Annotated in this window: 18 protein-coding genes; 10 read left to right on the top strand and 8 right to left on the bottom strand. The window is 48.2% G+C overall.

From position 1 onward, the window contains the following. Positions 1–123 precede the first annotated feature (123 nt). The gene (locus tag NQ564_RS04940) at positions 124–1,467 is read left to right on the top strand and encodes an MATE family efflux transporter (RefSeq protein WP_129649853.1); all 1,344 of its coding nucleotides are present in this window, start codon (positions 124–126) and stop codon (positions 1,465–1,467) included. A gap of 179 nt (positions 1,468–1,646) precedes the next feature. Further along, positions 1,647–2,573: a magnesium transporter CorA family protein gene (locus NQ564_RS04935; protein ID WP_008148613.1), complete on the top strand. Its 927-nt coding sequence runs from the start codon at positions 1,647–1,649 to the stop codon at positions 2,571–2,573. 308 nt (positions 2,574–2,881) lie between these two features. Here NQ564_RS04935 and NQ564_RS04930 read toward each other — a convergent pair whose 3' ends face one another. Next, positions 2,882–4,171 carry an L-cysteine desulfidase family protein gene (locus tag NQ564_RS04930; protein WP_008148611.1) on the bottom strand — a complete coding sequence of 430 codons (1,290 nt, stop codon included), beginning with the start codon at positions 4,169–4,171 and terminating at the stop codon, positions 2,882–2,884. 283 nt (positions 4,172–4,454) lie between these two features. Beyond that, positions 4,455–5,117 (bottom strand): hypothetical protein, encoded by a 663-nt coding sequence (locus NQ564_RS04925; RefSeq protein WP_008148610.1) that lies wholly within the window; start codon positions 5,115–5,117, stop codon positions 4,455–4,457. A gap of 134 nt (positions 5,118–5,251) precedes the next feature. On the opposite strand from NQ564_RS04925, the gene NQ564_RS04920 reads away from it, so the two are divergent. The 4 genes from NQ564_RS04920 to cysK all read left to right on the top strand — a co-directional run bounded on the left by NQ564_RS04920 (position 5,252) and on the right by cysK (position 10,946). Further along, positions 5,252–7,165, top strand: a complete 1,914-nt coding sequence (locus tag NQ564_RS04920) for an AAA domain-containing protein (protein ID WP_039848154.1) — start codon at positions 5,252–5,254, stop codon at positions 7,163–7,165. A 442-nt stretch (positions 7,166–7,607) separates the two neighbouring features. Next, entirely contained in the window at positions 7,608–8,840 is a 1,233-nt protein-coding gene (locus tag NQ564_RS04915) for a Cof-type HAD-IIB family hydrolase (protein WP_008148604.1), read from the top strand. Then, a complete protein-coding gene (locus tag NQ564_RS04910; RefSeq protein WP_008148603.1) occupies positions 8,837–9,967 on the top strand; it encodes an isochorismate synthase in 1,131 nt (376 codons plus the stop codon). Before NQ564_RS04915 ends, NQ564_RS04910 begins: the two co-directional genes overlap by 4 nt. Before the next feature lie 37 nt (positions 9,968–10,004). After that, complete coding sequence (gene cysK, locus NQ564_RS04905; RefSeq protein ID WP_008148601.1) at positions 10,005–10,946, top strand: cysteine synthase A; 942 nt, start codon at positions 10,005–10,007, stop codon at positions 10,944–10,946. Between the two features lie 239 nt (positions 10,947–11,185). Here the strand turns inward: cysK and NQ564_RS04900 are convergent, their stop codons facing one another. Beyond that, positions 11,186–12,097, bottom strand: coding sequence for a ThuA domain-containing protein (locus NQ564_RS04900; RefSeq protein WP_008148599.1), 912 nt, complete (start codon positions 12,095–12,097; stop codon positions 11,186–11,188). Between the two features lie 93 nt (positions 12,098–12,190). On the opposite strand from NQ564_RS04900, the gene NQ564_RS04895 reads away from it, so the two are divergent. The 4 genes from NQ564_RS04895 (at position 12,191) to NQ564_RS04880 (ending at position 16,353) form a co-directional block, all read left to right on the top strand. Continuing rightward, positions 12,191–13,051, top strand: coding sequence for a hypothetical protein (locus NQ564_RS04895; RefSeq protein ID WP_008158112.1), 861 nt, complete (start codon positions 12,191–12,193; stop codon positions 13,049–13,051). A gap of 67 nt (positions 13,052–13,118) precedes the next feature. Next, the gene (locus tag NQ564_RS04890) at positions 13,119–14,660 is read left to right on the top strand and encodes a ClC family H(+)/Cl(-) exchange transporter (RefSeq protein ID WP_008148595.1); all 1,542 of its coding nucleotides are present in this window, start codon (positions 13,119–13,121) and stop codon (positions 14,658–14,660) included. Between the two features lie 169 nt (positions 14,661–14,829). Further along, positions 14,830–15,480 (top strand): DUF2490 domain-containing protein, encoded by a 651-nt coding sequence (locus NQ564_RS04885; RefSeq protein ID WP_008158116.1) that lies wholly within the window; start codon positions 14,830–14,832, stop codon positions 15,478–15,480. Positions 15,481–15,666: 186 nt separating this feature from the next. Continuing rightward, positions 15,667–16,353, top strand: coding sequence for a queuosine precursor transporter (locus NQ564_RS04880; protein WP_008148590.1), 687 nt, complete (start codon positions 15,667–15,669; stop codon positions 16,351–16,353). 18 nt (positions 16,354–16,371) lie between these two features. Here the strand turns inward: NQ564_RS04880 and NQ564_RS04875 are convergent, their stop codons facing one another. The 5 genes from NQ564_RS04875 to potA are packed head-to-tail and all read right to left on the bottom strand — an operon-like array spanning position 16,372 to position 21,394. After that, complete coding sequence (locus NQ564_RS04875) at positions 16,372–17,004, bottom strand: HAD family hydrolase (RefSeq protein ID WP_008148588.1); 633 nt, start codon at positions 17,002–17,004, stop codon at positions 16,372–16,374. Between the two features lie 60 nt (positions 17,005–17,064). Beyond that, entirely contained in the window at positions 17,065–18,396 is a 1,332-nt protein-coding gene (locus NQ564_RS04870; RefSeq protein WP_008148587.1) for an ABC transporter substrate-binding protein, read from the bottom strand. 16 nt (positions 18,397–18,412) lie between these two features. Continuing rightward, positions 18,413–19,201 (bottom strand): ABC transporter permease, encoded by a 789-nt coding sequence (locus NQ564_RS04865; RefSeq protein ID WP_008148585.1) that lies wholly within the window; start codon positions 19,199–19,201, stop codon positions 18,413–18,415. Next, positions 19,198–19,971, bottom strand: a complete 774-nt coding sequence (locus NQ564_RS04860) for an ABC transporter permease (protein ID WP_039848153.1) — start codon at positions 19,969–19,971, stop codon at positions 19,198–19,200. Before NQ564_RS04860 ends, NQ564_RS04865 begins: the two co-directional genes overlap by 4 nt. A 16-nt stretch (positions 19,972–19,987) precedes the next feature. After that, positions 19,988–21,394, bottom strand: a complete 1,407-nt coding sequence (gene potA / locus NQ564_RS04855) for a polyamine ABC transporter ATP-binding protein (protein ID WP_008148581.1) — start codon at positions 21,392–21,394, stop codon at positions 19,988–19,990. Positions 21,395–21,493 lie beyond the last annotated feature (99 nt).

The raw sequence follows: 21,493 nt of genomic DNA, 5'->3' as shown, positions 1-21,493 counted from the left end.
GCCACCAAACAAAAGCTCTTCACCATTCCGGCAGAGTTACGGAGATCCGAAGGAATGGTTATCTGATTAAATTCGTATTTTTGCAAACTCATACAAAATTATACGGATAAAAAAGAGCTGACAATGTTACGGAAAGGAGACCTTACACAAGGAGGTATAACCACCACCTTGCTACAATTCACATTGCCGATGCTGGCAGGATCGCTTTTGCAACAATGCTATAACATAGCCGACACACTGATCGTAGGACAATGTATCGGCTCAAATGCGCTGGCTGCGGTCGGTTCCGCCTATACCTTGATGGTTTTCCTGATCTCTATCCTGCTGGGTTTGTCGATGGGGAGCGGCACGGTTTTCTCACTGCAATACGGAGCCGGTGACCTCCCCGCCCTGCGACGTAGCATTTATGTTTCCTTCTTGTTGATCGGCACGGTGACCGTTCTGCTGAATGTAGCTGTGTTCCTGTGGCTCGATCCGATTTTGCGATGGTTGCAAGTCCCCTATGATGTTTATCCGTTGATGCGTAACTATCTATGGATCATTTTCTGGGGAATAGCCTTTACTTTCCTGTATAATTTTTATGCGGCATTACTTCGGGCCGTAGGCGATTCCGTGACACCTTTATGGTTCCTGGCCGTGTCAGTCGTTTTGAATATCGGGCTTGATTTGTTTCTTATTCTCGTCTTGGATCAAGGCATCGAAGGAGCGGCAGTCGCAACGGTCATCGCACAGGGAATGGCGGCATCCGGTATCTTGCTGTACACCTATAAAACCCGCCCCGAACTACGATTACACCGGAAAGATATGCGCTTCGACCGTTCCAGCCTGAAAGAAATCACTTCTTTCTCCACACTGACTTGCGTCCAACAATCCGTGATGAATTTCGGAATATTGATGGTGCAAGGGTTGGTAAATAGTTTTGGTACGGCTGTCATGGCCGCATTCGCCGCAGCAGTCAAGATCGACTCTTTCGCCTATATGCCTGTTCAGGAATTCGGGAATGCTTTTTCCACCTTCGTCGCCCAGAATTTTGGGGCGCGAAAAGGGGATCGTATCCGCCGGGGAGTACGCAGCGCATTTCTTATAACGATCGTCTTTTCTCTTGTCATCTCGCTGTTGGTTTTCTTTTTTGCCAAGCCGTTGATGCTTATTTTCGTCCGTCCGGATGAAGCTGAGATACTTCGCATCGGAACAGAATACCTGCGCATTGAAGGGACTTTTTATTTAGGCATCGGAATCTTGTTCCTCCTTTATGGTTATTACCGGGCCATCCGTATGCCGGGAATGTCCGTCGTGCTTACCATTCTGTCTTTAGGTACACGCGTCGTCCTTTCCTATTGGCTGGCATCCATTCCTTCCATAGGAGTTACCGGTATTTGGTGGTCTATTCCTATCGGTTGGTTCCTGGCTGATTTGGTGGGTATCGCTTATTACCGTTATCGCAGATATGCAATCTCACGAACTTGACAAAAATCCGCTTCCAATACATATTTATTACCGGATTTTTCTATCTTTGCAGCCGTAAAAAGTAATGATAAATTATGGACGACAGTATTCCGCGAGAAATAGAAACAATAAGTAACAAGTAACGCGCAGGGGCAGACAGCAAGGCCTCTGTACGTTGACAAAAACGAAAGGAGGCAATAATGAGAACTTTTCTTTATTGTGAAGCCGGCTTTGTGGAAAAAGACCAATGGCTTCCAAACAGCTGGATCAATGTAGAATGCCCTACACCGGAGGATATCCATTACCTGACAAACCAATTCAATGTTCCCGAATCTTTTTTAAGCGACATTGCCGATACGGACGAACGCCCGCGTATCGAATATGAAGGAAATTGGTTATTGACTATCATTCGAATTCCGGTACAAAGCCAGGAACAGGGTATTCCTTTCACGACTATCCCCCTGGGGATTATGACAAACAATGAAATCATCATATCCGTTTGCTATTATAAGACGGAACTGATATCGGACTTTATCCGGTACACCCGCCGCAAAGAGGTCGTCGTACGTCACAAATACGACCTGATCCTGCGGTTGATCCATTCGTCCGCCGTATGGTTCCTGAAATATCTGAAACAAATCAACAATGAAGTGGCGCATGCCGAAAAAGCCCTGGAAAAAAGTATCCGCAATGAAGACTTGCTTCGCCTGATGAAGCTGGAAAAGAGCATGGTTTACTTCAACACCTCCATCCGTGGTAATGAAGTGATGCTCACCAAACTGCAAAGCATCTTCCAGGAACCGGTTTATATGGACAACGAACTGGTGGAAGATGTGGAAACAGAGTTAAAGCAGGCGCACCTCACAGTCAATATCTATAGCGATATCCTGACCGGCACGATGGACGCATTCGCCTCCATCATCTCCAACAACGTGAACACCATCATGAAGCGCATGACCTCCATCTCCATCATCCTGATGGTTCCCACCCTCATCGCCAGTTTCTACGGTATGAACGTCCCGATCTACGGAGAGAACATGCCACACGGTTTCGCCATCATCGTCATGATCTCCCTCACGTTATCGGCCTTATCGTTCTTCATTTTCAGAAAGATCAAATGGTTCTAAATTAAAAAATCCGCTTTACCTTCACAGGCGAAGCGGATTTAAAATCGATAAGCTTTTTCTAATCAAATATCTAATCAGAAAACAATATCTCGGGAAGGATAATATCTAATTCTGATAAATAAGTTGCAAAGGACGTGCCAGAAATGGGAAAGCTGATGCACATCTTCAACAAGCTCCTGATAAACAAGAGTATAAAATCAGTATAAATTATTTGAGGGGAAATAGGAAAAGTGTGGAAAGTGTGGAAAGGATTGAGTAAGGTGTGTAAAAATTCCACAATTCTTACACACCCGAATTGTTTTTATTCGTTAGCAGGATTTTCCAGTCATAATGTCCAACACCAGCTTATCCGTGGCTTCCATACCTTTGGAACCGATAGAAGTCAGATTGATGATCGACTTATCGACATCCTCGTCGATAATGCCCTCAACCGGAGTCACTACCTTGTTTTCCATTGCCATCAGCGCGGACAACATAGCAGTCGAAACACCACTGGAAACTTTCATGGCGCAACTGGGTTTTGCCCCGTCGCATATCATACCAGTAATATTGCCGATCATATTCTTGATCGCATAGGAAATCTTCACTTTATCGCCCCCCATCAGATAGGTAATGCCGCAACTGGCTCCCGTGGCAGCCACCACACAACCGCAAAGGGCGGACAGGCGTCCCAGGCTTTGCTTGATATAGATGACCATCAGATGGCTTAGCATCAGGGCACGGATCAACTGTTCTTCCGTACATTCGATATCTTCAGCAAAAGAAAGGACGGGAAGTGTCGCTGCAATCCCCTGGTTCCCACTGCCGGAGTTACTCATCACCGGGATCATGGCACCATCCATACGGGCATCGCAGGCGGCGGCCGTCATTGCCAGCATATGGGTATAGGCAGAGTCGCCCATATATTTACGTCCGTATGCACCGGAAACAGTCTTGCTAACCGTATGTCCGAAATTCCCCTTCAGGGAAGCCTCGGCCGCTCTCCGGTTCAGATCGGCAGTTTCCAGGATAAAACGGATCTCATCGAGCGGCATTTCCATCGCAAACTCATACACGGTAGAGAAAGAGAGCCTCAATTCATCATCGTCCAAAACATCACAAGAAACCCCTTCTTTCCTCTGGTCTGTCAAGACTACACCATTCTTTTCCACATACACGATATTCGTATGTTCATGGCAGATAATCACCCGCGAAGTTTCATCTCCGGCCGAACAAATCACCTCGATATAGAGCTTGTCGACATTATCCTTTAAAGCGATATGAATCCGTTTATCTTCGATCACCTGCTTTCCTTCGGTAAGTGCCTCAGGTGTCAGGTCGCGCAAAACTTCGAGGCCATAAGCAGACTTGCCGATCAGCGTACCCAAAGCAATCGCTATCGGCAACCCGACCATTCCGGTTCCGGGTATTCCTACACCCATTGCATTCTTCAGAATGTTGGCACTCAGAAATACTTCCGTTTTCTCCGGTTTACAGCCTAAAACCTCGGCAGCCTTAGCGGCAGCCAATGCGACCGCAACCGGTTCCGTACAGCCGATAGCGGGAATCACCTCCTGATGTATAAGTTTGATGATTTGTGTTTGAGTTGTTTTATCCATGAATATAGATTTCTTTGACTTTATGATTGCAAAGATAAGACATCCTTCTCAAAACATAAGTATTTCGATTGCGGAACATAGATAATTTGAACTATTTCTTTAGTAAAGAAAGGAATACCCGACAAAAAAATGTACATTTGTTTCATCTAATAAATAATTAATAAATTATGGGAACTTTAGGCTGCATAAATGATATGTTACAACGGGACAAAGAAAACCGTGAGCTCCGGAAATTAAGTCCTCCTTTCAATATGGCTGCTTTATTCTCTCATCAGATAAGATCTCATTTGTCACCACCGACAGTTTTAACCGTAAAGGTTTCCTCTTCCGTGCCGTTGCCACGCCCTTCTTTCAGGCGGACGCTGAACACAGCTTCGCCTGTACGCAACTTCGGGGAGGCCTGCACCATGACATTATAGGTGATACGGTCATCGCGGGTGATTTTGGTGATCTTGACAGGTTCGGACAGTTTCAGATGTTTGCCCTTCTCAACTTTTACTATTGGTTCCACGTCCAAAGCATCCTGAAAGCTGTTATTCACGATCACAAGGGAGATATGGCAGGTCTCACCCGCATTGATCTTATCGTCGCGAGTGACACTGTCCTCTTCCAATAAGATGTCTTCGATCTGCAAATCGGGAAGGAGAACATGCGAAGACGGCGTATAATTCCCCGGATTCCTCTTCTCCACTCTTACCACCTCACCTGTATTTGCTGCGATCTGCGCACCGGCAATTCCTCCGACCGCCGTCCCGACAAACGCCCCTATGTCACCCCCTATATCATCGTCTATAGCATTTCCGACCGCTCCGCCGAAAAGCCATCCGACAAAAGCGCCTATCTGGGCCCCTACACCTGCCCGGTCTTCCCGGCTCATATTCTTCATCGATCCGCATCCCGTCAGAATCAACAAAGACATGATTGCATATAGAACTTTATTTTTCATACTCAGTTATTTTAATCCTTCCAATTAATAAACAAAGATAGCTATCCGTTTGACTTAATGACATCGGAAAGAAGAAAAACCCCTATCCGATTGCGTTTTTTTATGTAAGTTTGCGCCCGATTAAACAAAGAATGATGACAACTCAATTCAAGACTCCGACCGCAGACCTGCAACATCAGTACGATCTTCTGCAGAAAGAATTCGAATATGAAAAAGAGATGTATCGGGAACAAACCGAACGGGCCGGCATACACCGCCGCATCCAACAAGGACTATGCTGGTATCCTGTCGTACCGGGAAAGAGCTATTATAACTCCCTGAACCAACTTGTCGTAGAAATAGGGCGGCTGGAGGACAAAGAGACCGAACACAATTTTGAATATGGCTGTCCGGTCTGCTTCTTCACAACAAAAGGAGGCGGGAAACCTGAATACCTGAACTTCTCGGCTGTCATCAGTTATGTGCAAGACGACCGGATGGTCGTAATATTACCCTCTCCTAACGCACTTACGGAAATACAAAAGGCTGGCGAAATCGGCGTCCAGCTTTATTTCGACGAGACCAGTTACAAGACGATGTTCAACGCCTTGTCTACCGTCATCCAAGCGAAAGGGAACCGGTTAGCTTATCTGCGGGACGTCCTGTTAGGCAAAACACCCGCCGGCCGGCGCACACTTTTCCCCATGCGTTTTCCCTGGCTGAACCTGTCGCAGGAAGAGGCGGTCAATCATGTATTGGCGGCAAAGGATGTGTCTATCGTGCACGGTCCTCCCGGAACCGGCAAAACGACCACCTTGGTTGAAGCGATCTATGAGACTTTACACCGGGAAAACCAGGTAATGGTCTGTGCCCAAAGCAATACAGCCGTCGACTGGATATCCGAAAAACTGGTCGATCGCGGCATCCATGTCCTGCGCATCGGTAACCCGACACGCGTAAACGACAAGATGCTTTCTTTTACTTATGAACGACGTTTCGAATCGCATCCCGACTATGCCGAACTATGGGGAATCCGCAAGGCAATCCGCGAGATACAATCCAATCTCCGTAGAAAGAGCCACAGTGAGAAGGAAACAGGACGCAACCGTCTCTCCCGCCTCCGTTTCCGGGCAACGGAACTGGAAGTAAAGATCGACACGGAACTGTTCGACGAGGCGCGTGTCGTAGCCTGCACGCTGGTCGGATCGGCGAACCGGGTGTTGACCAACCGTAACTTCACGACTCTCTTTATCGACGAGGCCGCCCAGGCACTTGAAGCCGCCTGCTGGATTGCGATCGGCAAAGCGGACCGGGTCATCTTAGCGGGCGACCATCACCAGCTCCCTCCTACCATCAAATGTATAGAAGCGGCACGCGGCGGCTTGGACCACACCTTGATGCAAAAAATAACCGACCGGAAGCCTGAAACTGTCTCACTTCTGAAAACGCAGTACCGGATGAACGAAAGCATCATGCGCTTTCCTTCTCGCTGGTTCTACCGGGATGAGCTGCAATCCGCACCGGAAGTCAAGCATCGCGGCATCTTGGAATTCGACACCCCTGTCGTCTGGCTCGACACAGCGGATTGCCATTTCGAAGAAGACCAACTCACCGACAGCATGAGCCGTATCAATAAAGACGAAGCGACCTTGCTTGTCTCGACCTTGCAGAAATATATCGAAAAGATCGGCAAGGAACGGGTATTAGACGAAAGCATTGACTTCGGCCTGATTTCGCCTTACAAATCGCAGGTTCAGTATATCCGCGGACTGGTCAAGCGCAATGTTTTCTTCAAACCTTTCCGCCGTCTGATAACCGTCCACACGGTAGATGGCTTCCAAGGGCAGGAGCGAGATGTGATCATGATCAGCCTCGTACGCGCCAACGACAAAGGCCGGATCGGTTTCCTCGGCGACCTGCGCCGCATGAACGTCGCCATCACCCGTGCCCGTATGAAATTGATGATTTTAGGAGACGCACCGACACTGACACGACATGCTTTCTACAAAGAATTATACGAATATATCCGGGAGAACGGACAGGTGGTCAGCACTTTCAATAGCCCGTGATGGTTATTTTCGCAACATCTTGGCCTTCTGTATGGGCATATCTATATAGTGTTTTTGGCTCTTCATCAATTTAGTGGCATCCCAATGTCGCCCTACCCTCTTATTGTCACATTCGTAAAAAAGCCATTAGTCCAAATCGAAACTACTACCGCATCTATTTCGATTTTATACCCCGTTTAATTCAAATTACACGCAAGGGTAATATTTTTTAACAAACTACTAATTTTATAAACTACAGAAAATGAATTGACTATGCAAAATCGCCTTTTTTAGGGGGATATTGTATTTTGTGTAAAGCGCATCTCGACAAAACCTCTCTTCGAGAGCAACCGCATCAAAATTCAGTAGGAAGGTTATTTTTAGCACAGTTGTCCTTTCTGTTAAGCGAGCGGAAGCAAAAATTCCGTATATTTGTATCATTAACAAAAAATACAGAGAGGCCATGAAGTATAAATTATTAGTTCTCGACGTAGACGGGACGCTGCTCAACAACCAGAAAGAGATCAGCCCCCGTACCCTGGCTGCCCTTCTGAAGGTACAGCAAATGGGGGTACATATTGTATTGGCATCAGGAAGACCGACTAATGGAGTCATGCCCATCGCTGAAAAGCTGGAACTGAATCATTATGGAGGTTACATCCTTTCTTACAACGGCGGTCAGATCATCAACGTGCAGACCGGCGAACTATTATTCGAGAAACGTATCGATCCGGAATGGATTCCCTATTTCGTACAAAAAGCGAAGAAAAACGACTTTGCCATCTTCACCTATCACAAAGATTTCATCCTGACGGATAAACCGGACAATAAGTATGTCATCCAAGAAGCCAACCTCAACAAGATGCAGGTAGTCGGTGTCGATAACTTCGCCGAAGCCGTCGATTTCTCACCCTGCAAATGTATGCTGGCAAGTGACGACGAAGAGGCGCTCGTCGGCCTGGAAAATCATTGGAAGAAACGCCTCGACGGTGTGCTGGATGCATTCCGGTCGGAACCTTATTTCTTAGAAGTCGTTCCCCAGTTCATTGACAAAGGAAACACATTGGGCGTGCTGATGACCAAACTGTCCGTTTTGCCGGAAGAGGTGATCGCAATCGGCGACGGTGTCTGCGACGTGACCATGTTGCAACTTGCCGGTGTAGGGATCGCAATGGGAAATGCAGAGGATTCGGTTAAGGCCTGTGTGGACAAAACGACACTCACCAACGAGGAAGAAGGTGTGGCCGTGGCTGTCGAACGGGCAATCCTGGCCGAAATACGTCCGACGGAAGTTCCGCTCGACCAACTGAATATGCGTGCCAGACACGCCCTGATGGGAAACCTCGGCATCCAGTATACCTATGCATCCGAAGATCGTGTAGAAGCAACCATGCCGGTAGACGAACGTACCCGCCAGCCATTCGGTATCCTGCATGGCGGAGCGACACTCGCACTGGCCGAAACTGTTGCCGGGTTAGGCTCGATGATCCTGGCCAAGCCGGACGAAATCGTGGTCGGCATGCAGGTCAGCGGCAACCACATGTCATCCGCCCATGAAGGAGATACCGTTCGCGCCGTCGGAACCATCATTCACAAAGGACGCTCTTCACACGTTTGGAATGTCGATGTATTCACATCCACTGATAAATTGGTATCTTCCATCCGTGTAGTCAACAGTATATTAAAAAAGAAATGACACCAGACGAATTAAGGATTTGTAACGTAGTCGACACATTGATCAAAAAGAACCGGAGTTTTGCACTCTGGCGAATACCGGGAGAATCACCCCGTTTCGCCATGCAGACCTCCGGTTCTGCACGTCTTCTCTATCATATCGAGGAACTGGACGAACAGAGTGGTTTCGTCATTGCTCCCTTCCATGTAAGTAAGCAGCATCCGATCGTACTGATCCGGCCGGACATCCAAGAACTTCCGTCCGACGAGGAAATAAAAGTTTCATGCCTATGGAACAAAAGTTCCATGCCTACGGAACAAGAGTTCCATCATAGTGAAACTCTCGTTTCCTACCCGGAAAACCCGAAGGAAGATTACAACCGCCGTTTCAATACCTTCATCGAACCGCTGCATCGAAAGCAGTTCGAGAAACTCGTGCTGTCACGCAGCCAGACAATTCCGGCAGGCAAAACAGACTTCTCCCCTGCCGCCGCTTTCCACAAGGCAATCGAGCGGTACAAATATTCGTATGTTTATCTCTACCATACACCCGAGACAGGCACATGGCTCGGGTGTACGCCCGAAATTATCCTCTCCGGCGAGAAAGGAGAATGGCATACAGTCGCCCTTGCCGGCACCCAACCGCTCCAAAACGGGGAACTCCCGACAGAATGGGACGACAAAAACAGGGAAGAGCAGGAATATGTGGCCTTCTACATCCGCAAGCAGTTGCAAGCATTAGGCATCAAGCCGACAGAAACCCCGCCGGCTCCGGTACGCGCCGGTGAACTGTCTCATCTGAAAAGCGACTTCAGCTTTCCCCTGCCCGATAATAAAAAACTCGGCGAACTGCTGAAACGGCTGCATCCTACGCCTGCCGTCTGCGGGCTGCCCAAAGAAGAGACGTACCGTTTTATCCGGGAAAACGAAGGCTACGACCGGAGTTATTATTCAGGTTTTATCGGCTGGCTGGCCCCCGAAGAGAAGAGCGACCTATATGTAAACTTACGCTGCATGAACATCTTGCCCGGATCATTTGTTTTATATGCAGGCGGAGGCATTCTTGCTTCTTCGGAAACAGAAAGTGAATGGCTTGAAACGGAAGCAAAAATGCAAACGATGAAACGACTTGTTTCAATTGACAATTGAGAATTGACAATTCATAAATTTATAAAGAATATAATCGATGATAGCAAAAAAACTAACTGACCTCATAGGCAATACCCCGTTGTTAGAGTTCTCAAACTTTAACGCAAGCAAAGGACTGAAAGCGAAAGTAATCGGAAAGCTGGAATATTTCAATCCGGCAGGTAGCGTAAAAGACCGCATTGCATTGGCAATGATTGAAGATGCGGAAGAAAAAGGCTTGCTGAAACCGGGGGCAACAATCATAGAACCGACCAGCGGTAACACCGGCGTAGGGTTGGCTTTCGTCTCGGCCGCCAAAGGTTATAAATTGGTACTGACAATGCCCGAAACGATGAGCCAGGAACGTCGTAACCTGCTGAAAGCATTAGGGGCCAATCTGGTCCTCACACCCGGAGCAGAAGGGATGAAAGGCGCCATCGCCAAAGCGGAAGCATTACGTGACGAAACACCCGGCTCCATCATCCTGCAACAGTTTGAAAACCCGGCAAACCCGGCCCGGCATGCTACAACCACCGCACAGGAAATCTGGCGCGACACAGACGGCAAAGTCGATATCTTCGTCGCAGGAGTCGGAACAGGCGGTACGGTAAGCGGCGTTGGCAAAGGACTGAAAGCGCACAATCCGGATGTCAAAATCGTAGCTGTGGAGCCTGCCGACTCGGCTGTGCTCTCCGGCGGCAAACCCGGACCGCATAAGATACAGGGGATCGGCGCAGGCTTTATCCCTAAAACCTACGACAGCTCGGTAGTGGATGAAATCATCCAGGTAGAAGGAGACGACGCCATCCGCACATCACGCGAACTGGCACAAAAGGAAGGCTTGTTGGTCGGCATTTCTTCCGGTGCAGCCGTATATGCCGCCCTGCAACTGGCCCGGCTCCCGGAGAACGAAGGAAAAACGATTGTGGCACTATTGCCGGATACGGGAGAGAGGTATTTGTCTACGGTGTTGTATGCGTTCGAGGAATATCCGTTATAAAAGAGAAGAGAAAGAGATAAAAATATCCCTGTAGGAGGTGTATCAAAACTATCCCGTTCCCGCGCTTGACGCGGGAACGCATTAAACCCGACCTTATAAAGATCTGATTGATAAGGTCTTTTTTTTGCGGCCCCGCATCAAGTGCGGGGACAAGGGGATTTTGACACACCCTCCAAATATCATCTTATTGGAGACCAATAGGCAGAGCAGAGCCCTGCCCCTACGAAACGACAATTGTTTTATTCCTTATAATCCTTCCGATAAGAGCAAGAAGTCTCCGTCGGGAAGTCTTTCGGAACTTTCTGAGTCACTTTTCCGGTTGCCGCCCATTCGGCTCCGCGAAGCAAAAGCACCTGGAAGCCCGTACACTGCATTGCTATATTATCTTCCGGAGTAGCACCGGCATGTCCGAGCATCGTATGGAAGATGCGGGCATTCCCGTAATCGACAGTAAAGATTAGCGGTTCTTCACGACCGGAACCGTTTGTTTCCTTATCCGAATAGGCCGTGTACAAAATATCCCGGATATTGCCCGGTCCCCGCATACGGTCGTAAAGTTCATCTTTGGCATGACGCCATTTCAAGGGCAGGCCTTTCACGATAGGATGCACTTTGTCACGTCCGTTCAATACATATTCGTGCTGGCGTCCATGCGAACCGCCGACACCCGCCGAACTGTCCTTGACCAGCTTGCCGTCCTGCCAGTACACATAAGGGCCGGAATTCTCGTTACGTCCTTCCCAACCTCCCAAGGCACAGATTTTATTAAACTCCGGCCATTTGGAGAAAGCATTGTCGGCCGCATGATAGATGACAACACCACCGCCGTTCTGCACATATTCCAGGAAACGGCGGTTCGTCTCTTCCGGCCACGAATCTCCGTTATAATCCAGCACTACCAACTGGTAAGGGCTGAAGTCGAGCACAAAGCCGGACATGTCCTTACCCTGTTCGGGAGAGACGGCAAAGTCCACATCAAAACGGCCGGAATTTTCCAGGATTTGTTTCAACACAACATGGCTCACCTGCCAGTTATGATTGTTTTGTCCTGTGATCAGTAATGTTTTAATCGGCTTACGCGCCGAAACCGTACAGGCTAACAAGAGAGAAAAGACAACAAAAAGCAGCTTTCCAAAATGTAAATGTCTCATGGTATTTTATGGTTTAAAGATTTGTTTAAGGCAAATGTACTAAATCAATATGAAATATGTACTTTTGTGGCCTTAAGAAAAAATACATCCATGATGAAATATTTATCCCGAATACTATTGATAACATTCGTATTTGTTTTTTCAGCCACTTATAGCCATGCCGATAGCTGGCGTGACAAGACTGAACTGCTCATCTATTCTCCACGCTATTTCGGTCCGAACGCTTTCCCGATCCCGGAAATGAGGGACGGACAGGTGAGCGAACGGTACGAGGTGGAAGTACGGGGCGAATACCATTATTATACGGGTGACAAGACCTGGGACATCGTGGGGCGTGCCCTCCTGCCGTTCTTCAGGGGGCGCGCGGGAATCGAAGTGAACTGGTGCTTCAAGGAAAAATATAAGATGACGCCGGAAACGCGTGACGAACGCTTTGCCGTGGAGACGGAAAGCCCAATCAAATATAACGGTGATATCGTTATCAGTTCTTTTTTCCAAGTCCTGAAAAGCGAAAAATGGGTAGATGCGACCATCAGCGCCAATATCAAAACAGCCAGTGGAGGCCGCCTGTGCGACGCCCGTTTTACAGATGCCGCATCCTACTGGTTCGACGTAAACGTGGGCCGGAACCTGTGGAAAAGCACCGACGGAAAAGCCTCGATCCGTATGCAGGTGCTCGCCGGATTCTATTGCTGGATGACGAACGACATGGTGCATCGCCAGAACGACGCCATCTCTTACGGAGTCGGGTTCACCGGTAAATACAGAGGCTTCACGCTCGCCACCAACCTGGCCGGGTTCTACGGATACGAGAACAATGGCGACCGCCCCATACACTGGCGCAACAACCTCAGATACGAGATCAAGAAAAACATCATCTCCTTCCGATATACACACGGAATGAAGGACAACCTGTACGAGACTTATTCGTTAGGATATATCCGGTGCTTTTGAGAATCGGGAATTAAAAATTGAGAATTGAAAGTTAAACCAACGGCCTTCGCTCCCTGTTTAAGGGGAGATGAAGATTAATCGGATAGTAAAGCTGAAACTGGTAGATGCCAGACTCTATTTCGTGAGTCTGATCGTTGGGCTGCTGACCGGATTGGTGGCGGTTCCTTACCACTATCTGCTGCAACTATTCTTCAATATGCGGAAGAACTTCTTCCAGTCCTCGCCTCCCTGGTATTATCATATTGTCTTATTCCTTGCCCTATGGGGAGTCCTCTGCTCCGTCGCCTGGATGGTCAGGCGGTGGCCTTACATCGGAGGTGGAGGCATTTCGCAGACACGGGGTGCGATCAACGGACGCATCGAGTATGCACATTCCTTTCGTCAACTACTGGCCAAATTCGCGGGCGGTGTCCTGACGCTCAGCAGCGGCCTCTCGATGGGACGCGAAGGACCTTCTGTGCAAATGGGTTCTTACATAGGCGACCTGGTCAGCAAATGGGGACATATCCTGAGCGGCGAACGTAAGCAGCTCCTTGCCGCAGGCGCAGGTGCTGGACTGGCAGCCGCCTTTGCCGCTCCCCTTGCTGCCGCTACTCTGGTGATCGAATCGATCGAACGCTTCGATGCTCCGAAAACGGCTATCACGACGATCCTGGCCGGTGTCGTCGCCGGAGCAATCGCCAGTACGATTTTCCCGATCAACCCGTATCACGACATACAGGCCATCGTACCCGACCTATCGATGGGACTGCACATCAAACTGTATATCCTATTTGCCGTCATCGTATCGGTTTTCGGCAAATTCTATTCCCTGCTGATGCTATATGCCAAACGGATGTTTCCTGCGATCCGGCAACCCGAATATATCAAGCTGTTAGGTCTTTTGGTCATGGCATACGTCATTTCACTGACGATCACCGACCTGACCGGCGGAGGCGAACAGTTCCTGATGCAGCAGGCGGAAGGCGGGAGCAACAATATCTATTGGATAGCAGGAATGATGTTCCTGCACATGGTGTTTACCGTTTTCTCCTTCTCCTCCGGATTGCCGGGAGGGAGCTTTATCCCGACCTTGGTGACAGGCGGACTGATCGGTAAACTCTATGCCCTCATTCTGGTGCAGCACGGGATCATCGGGATGGAAAACGTGAGTTATGTTATGCTGATCGGGATGGGCGCCTTCCTGATCGCTGTCGTGCGCACTCCTATCACAGCTATTATCCTGATTACGGAGATCACGGGGCATTTCGAGGTATTCTATCCTTCCATCGTCGTAGGTGGACTCACATATTATTTCACGGAACTATTGGAAATTAAGCCGTTCAACGTAATGTTCTATGAAGAGATGATCAACAAACCGATATTCCGGGAGCAGAAACGGCTGACTCTGGATGTGGAGGTGATGGCCGGAGCCTATTTCGACAGGAAAGAGGTCGATACGCTCGAACTTCCCAATCATTGTGTAATCATGAATATCCACCGCGATCGCAAAAACATCTCCCCCACCGGACAAACCATCCTGCCCGGTGACCAGCTCACTATCGAACTGGATGCTCAAGATATAGAAAAACTGTACGAGCCGCTGGTGAGCATGGCCAACATCTACTAAAATATCCCGGCCAGCAACTTTAAACATCCTTTCGGCCACCTCAATTTATTGGGTGTAAAAACCCTAACAATTTCTTAGGGGAATTATAATCCGGAATTATCAGGTTTTTATGCGAAAGGGACTTCATTTTTTCATACTTTTGTCAGGATAACAAACGCCATATTCTGCCATGAAAGTAATTATCTGTTGTATCTCCTTCCTGCTTCTATCCATATGCCCTTCGCTTCTGGCGATGGAAGGTACGGGAGTCGCACTGAAAGTCAGCCTGTCCGGAAAAATATACAAACGTTTCTCTTTCGTTCTGGAAGAAGATATCCGTCCACGCGACGACTTCAGGGAAGCCGGATGGTTCCTTACCACAGGAGAGATCAACTATCGCATTTTGCCGAACTTACGGGCGGGAGCCGGTTATATGTCGTTAGTCCGCTACAAGGCATCGGAGGAAGTGCGCAACCGGTATTACCTGTACGCCTCCGGTTCTCACCGGTTCGGGGCATTTAAAATTGCGATCCGGGAGCGCTTTCAGAGCACGTACAGGAAAAATTGCCTGCATCCGACCAACTACCTCCGCAGCATGCTCACCCTCTCCTACCGGATCGCTTCTTCAAGATTTGAACCTTTCATCTATGTAGAGCCTTTTAACAACGTAGGCTACAACGGGAAGATGCGTGCCGACAAAATCCGCTATTCCGCTGGCTGCGATTACCGGATGGATACCAAAAATTACATCCAACTCTACTACCGCTACCATACTTTCAACGTATACGACCCGATCAACTACCGCCACGGCATCGGTCTGACCTATTCACACCGGTTCTGATTCAGGAAGGTGTGACACGGGTATGATAGAGTGATAGAGAAACGGCGATTCTCTTTCTGCCGTTTTTTAAGGTTGCGCTTTGGCCTCCTCTGTCAAAAATATCACTATCTTTGCCCCCGGAATACCAAAAATGTTCCTTTACATTATTCACCGAGTGCTTGATAAACCTCGTTAAAAACAAGAAATATGCAGAAGACATCTACTGTAACCGTACCGTTCATGCTATTAGGCATCCTGTTCAATATCTGCTTGGTAGCTTCAAACCTGTTAGAAACCAAAGTCATCCAGGTATTCGGCATCACAGCGACTGCCGGACTGATCGTTTTCCCGATCTCTTATATCATCAATGACTGTATCGCCGAAGTATGGGGATTCAAGAAAGCACGCCTGATTATCTGGAGCGGGTTCGCTTCGAATTTCCTTGTAATCGGATTTGCGCAATTGGCGGTACTGTTGCCTGCCGCCCCATTCTGGGAAGGCGAAGAAGGCTTCAACTTCGTGTTCGGGATGGCGCCGCGCATCGCTATAGCGAGCCTGATGGCCTTTCTTGTCGGTTCGTTCCTGAATGCTTATGTGATGAGTAAGATGAAGATTGCTTCGGCCGGAAAGAATTTCTCTTTACGAGCCATCGTCTCCACATTAGTCGGCGAGAGTGCCGATTCGATGATCTTTTTCCCGATCGCTTTCGCCGGACTAATACCGGTAGGCGAACTCTTCATCATGATCGGGACACAAGCGGTTCTGAAATCTCTCTATGAAGTAATAATCCTTCCTGTCACCATCCGTGTGGTAAACTACATCAAGAAGGTGGACGGGAATGATGTGTATGATGTTGGGACATCATACAATATACTAAACGTGAGAGATTTATAAATCACAATAGATGTGAAATCATAATTCATGATTCATAAATCCAAACAAATGTGACCAGTCCTCACGGGGCTGAGGTGTATAGGTATGGAATCCAAGTGATTCCGCCGTACGGCAATTAGGGATAGCATCGTCTATGAAAAGAGTTTCTTCCGGACGGATATTGGCGTCTTGCAGGACGTATTCGAAAATTTCAGCATCGGGTTTCAACAGATGGAGGCGATAGGAAAGATAAATATGATTGAAAAAGTCGGAAGCATGGTGGCCTTTATAGGAGAAACAGGTCTTTTCCGACCAGTCCCAATGAATCTCGTTCGTATTGCTGAGCAGCATCGTATTATAACGTTTCCGGAGGTCGAGCAAAAGATCCAGTTTATAGTCCGGAACATCATCGAGCATGGCGATCCAGGCGGCATCAATCTGCTCGTCCGTCAAAGGCTGTTTGGTCAGATGACGGATACCGTCGCGGAACTCGGCTACCGTGATGGAACCCAACTCGATCTTCATGAACAGATCCTTATGCTGGTAATTATTGACAATCTGCTCGCGTATATTCGCGACCCCCAGACTCTCGAATGCCTCGATACATCGATTACGGGTGAGATTGATAATCACGCCGCCAAAATCTATAACCAAATTTTTTATGCCTTCCATGACATTCTTTTAATTAAAAATTGACAATTGATAATTGACAATTTTGATTCTAACTATTTACTACCAACGACGGCGGCGACGTCTGTGATGCCGTTGCCGCTGTTTATATTGACGTATCCTGCGATACACCAGCCAGACAAATAACACTCCGAACACGGCAAAGATCAGCAAGACGATTCCAGTATTCAAGTTATCCCCTTTCACACGGCTCCACATCTCCAGAACCAGTTCTGTCCGATCACCGAAATCGCGGATCATGGCGCAACGCTCTACCACCTTGCGGTCGGGATATTGTACCGGATTGATCCGGATACTATCCGCACCGGGACCGAAAAAATAACTCAGGTCGGAAACCTTTTCGATTGTCGAATCGATTTTAGCTTCCATGATTTCAGGAGTCGCAATGGCACTGACATAACCGATAGCGTCCATATTTCGCAAAGCGACGTCCGGACGACAAAGATAATCAATAAAATAACTGGCTGCCTTTACATTACGGGCATATTTAGGGATCGCCCAGCCGTCGTACCAGATATTGCTGCCTTCTCGGGGCACTTCATAATCCAGCTCCACACCGACAGCCTCCGCCTCATCCATCGCCCAGACCGCATCTCCGCTCCAGGTAAAGTTGAGCCAAGCCTTGCCTTTCGTCATCATCTCCTTGCCGAAGTCGGCTTCCCAACCGGCAATGTTGGGTTTCATCTTTTTCAGAAGTTCTTCGGCTATGGCGATCGCTTCGGGAGAATTGTCGTTCATCAGTTGCTCGACCGTCACAGTCCCATCTTCCAGTTCATTCGCATGGGCGTAAATAATGGCCGTACCGTAGGAGTCACGATAGCTGTCTTTCATCAATATCTTGTTTCTGAACTTCGGGTCCCAAAGACACTCCCAGCTTTCGACCTCTTTCTTCTCCACGAATTGCCTGTTATACAAAATTCCTGCCGTTCCCCACATATAAGGGACGACATAGTCGGTCGTCTTCCGTCCCGGCTGGCTTAGCTTGTTCAGTTGCCCGCGGATATAAGGAGAGACATTATCCAGATAATCCGGTGTCTTTCCGAAATTGCGATCTATCGGGACAAGAAGGTTTTTCTTCAACATCCGTTCGATGATATATTCGGACGGACAGATCAGGTCAAAATCTTCATGCCCGCGTTCGATCTTGGTAAGCATGATCTCATTGATATCGAACACCTGGTAGATGATCCGGATATCTTCGCCGGTCTGCTCCTTGTACCAGGCGGGAAATTCGGCCAAGACATCCTCGTCGATATAGTCTGCCCAATTGTAGACTTTCAGAATATGGCTGCGCTCCTCATCCGTACGATTGCATGAAGACATAAAAGTCAAAAGAGAGAGGCAACTTGCTATTATTGTAATCAGTTTATTCATTTCCTGCTTTTCTCCATTAGCTTTTGGACTTCTCCGCCCGTTTATTAATCACAATCAAAAGGACAAGTACCGTCACAAAGATGATAGTCGACAGCGGACGCAACTCCGGTGTCAGTCCCCCTTTGCGGGCATCCGCATAAATAAAGGTCGATAGGGTTTCCAGTCCCTCGTTGCCGATCGTAAAGATGGTAACGGCAAAGTCGTCGATCGAAAGCGTAAAAGCCAGTATAAAGCCGCTGATCATGCCCGGACGAATCTCCGGCAGAATCACCTTGCGCAACGCCTGGAAAGGAGTCGCCCCCAAATCGAGCGCCGCCTCATAGACATTCTGGTTCATCTTTTTCAGGCGTGGCATAACACTCAGCACCACATAAGGCGTACAAAACGTGATATGCGCCAACACAACCGTCGTGAATCCCTGAGAGACACCAAAACTCACGAACAGCAGGAAAAGAGAGACACCCGTAATAATATCTGCATTCATCATCGGGATCGCATTCGCAAAGTTCATCACCTGGCGGGTCCGCGACCGCAGGTTGAAAATACCGATAGCAGCAATACTGCCCAACAGCGTGGAGACGGTCGCCGCAATCATCGCAATGGCGAACGTATTCCATAACGCGCTCACCAACGAACGCTGCACACCTCCTGTAAACAGCGAACTATACAGTTTGGTTGAAAATCCCGTCCAGTTACCCAAGACCTTCGCTTCGGTAAACGAGAAAATCATAATAATCAGAATCGGGGAATACAGCAGCGCCAGCAGCAACCACAGATATCCTTTTGCCATCCATTTCGTCATCATATCACACCTCCCCCTTCGTTTGAAGCGTTGTCTTCATCGTTCGTAAAGAGGATGGTAACGCCGATCAGCAACAACATAATCAGAGAAAGCGCCGCACCATAATTCCACATGCCATTATAAATATTTTCCTGCACGGTCGTACCGAACAGTTTGATGTTATTCATCGTCAGCAACTCGGCAATGGCAAACGTGGAAACCGTCGGCATGAAAACCATGACGATCCCGCTCATTACGCCGGGCATCGAAAGAGGCAGGATCGTCTTCATAAAGACCTGAAACGGATTGGCTCCTAAATCTTGGGCTGCCTCGATCAGGCTACGGTCCATCTTTTGCAACGTATTATAAATCGGATAGATCATGAACGGAAGGAAGTTATACACCATACCGAAAACCAACGCCCCCTCTCCCAACGGCAGATTCAGAAAATCGAACAAGGCCACCGTAGCCAGCGTACGGATCAGGATATTCACCCACATCGGCAAGATGAATAGCACGACCATCGTCCGGGAGGTATTGAAACGCTCCTGACTCAAAATATAAGCAGCCGGATAGCCCAGGATGAGACAGGCAAGCGTCGTGATAATCGCAATCCCGATCGAATAGATAAACGTGTTCATCGCTTCGGGATGCACCATGAACTTACGGAAATTAGCAAAAGTGAAGGCTCCGTCGGCATCTGTAAACGCATATAATACGATCAGCAACAAAGGCATTACGACAAAAACAGCCAAAAACAGGGCATAAGGAATCATCCAGTTCTTACGCCGCATAAAAAAAGCTGAAATCTTACTTATCACTTCCTTCCTTTTTAGTTGATTGAACAATCCGTATATTTTCGGGAGCGATCGTGATTCCGACCCGGTCGCCGTCGTCCCAGACATCATTGGTGTCGACAAAGATATCTTCGTCCCAGTCGGTAAACACTGTCAAATGATAATGGTTGCCTTTGTAGAGGATAAATTTCACTTCACCGGTCAGGCGGCCGTCTTCCTCGTTGTCTTCCAGGATGACGCGGTCAAAGTCTACTTCGACCTGCACCGGTGTTTCCGGCTCAATGCCGGATACCTCTCGGCATTCGAACGTACAGCCTAAAAATTCCACATGCGTGGTATCGACCATCTTTCCTTCGAACGTATTGCAGATACGTTCCTTCTTCATCACATGGATATCGAAGGGCTTAACCAGCAGACCGACTTCCTGTCCGGCATCGAAGCAATGGTAGTCCTGCACCATAAATTCATAGCCTTCCGGCGTCTGCACCATCATTTCGTAGTGAACCCCCTTGAAAATGGAAGAGGTAACCGTCCCGGTCAGCATGGCGGCTTCAGACGGCTCAAAAATATAAATGTCTTCCGGACGGAGCACAACATCCACCGGGGTTTGTTCTCCGAAACCTTCGTCCACGCATTCGAACTCATGTCCGGCAAAGGATACTGATTTATCTTTGATCATCAACCCGTTCAGGATGTTGCTTTCGCCGATGAAGTCGGCGACAAACGAGTTGATCGGTTCGTTGTAGATGTCGATAGGCGTCCCGATCTGTTGAATTTTCCCTTCGCTCATCACGACGATCGTGTCGCTCAGGGTAAGTGCTTCCTCCTGATCATGGGTGACATAAATAAAGGTTATTCCGAGAGACTTATGCATCTCTTTCAACTCCATCTGCATATCCTTGCGCATCTTGAGGTCGAGGGCAGCCAGCGGTTCATCCAATAAAAGCACTTCCGGTTCGTTCACAATAGCCCTGGCAATCGCAACACGTTGCTGCTGTCCGCCTGAAAGGGAATCCACATCACGATATTCGTAATCGGTCATTCCTACCATCTTGAGAGCCTGCTTCACCTTTTTCTCGATTACGGCAGCCGGAAGTTTTTTCAGCTTCAAACCGAAAGCGATGTTATTGAAAACATTCAAATGAGGGAAAAGAGCGTATTTCTGAAATACGGTATTGACCGGACGTTTATGAGGGGGTGTTTGCGTAATTTCTTTTCCCGCAATGGTTATTATACCCTCAGAAGCAGTCTGGAATCCGGCAATCAGACGTAACAATGTCGTCTTTCCGCAACCGGACGGCCCCAGAATGGTTACAAACTCGCCCTTACGGACAGACAAATTCACATCATTCAATACGGCCTTGTCTCCAAAGAATTTAGACACATGCTCCACACCGATGATGCAGTCAGATTTTTGCATAGACAGATTCCCCTTTACCAATACTGATTAAACATATTTCTGCTTCTTCACGTAAAAAGCGGCACAAAGGTAATAATTAATTGATAATTGAGAGTTGAA

It is taken from the genome of Parabacteroides johnsonii DSM 18315 (assembly GCF_025151045.1).
GTDB lineage: Bacteria > Bacteroidota > Bacteroidia > Bacteroidales > Tannerellaceae > Parabacteroides > Parabacteroides johnsonii.
Note: the sequence above shows the minus strand (reverse complement) of the source record. Positions and strands in the feature narration are given on the sequence as shown.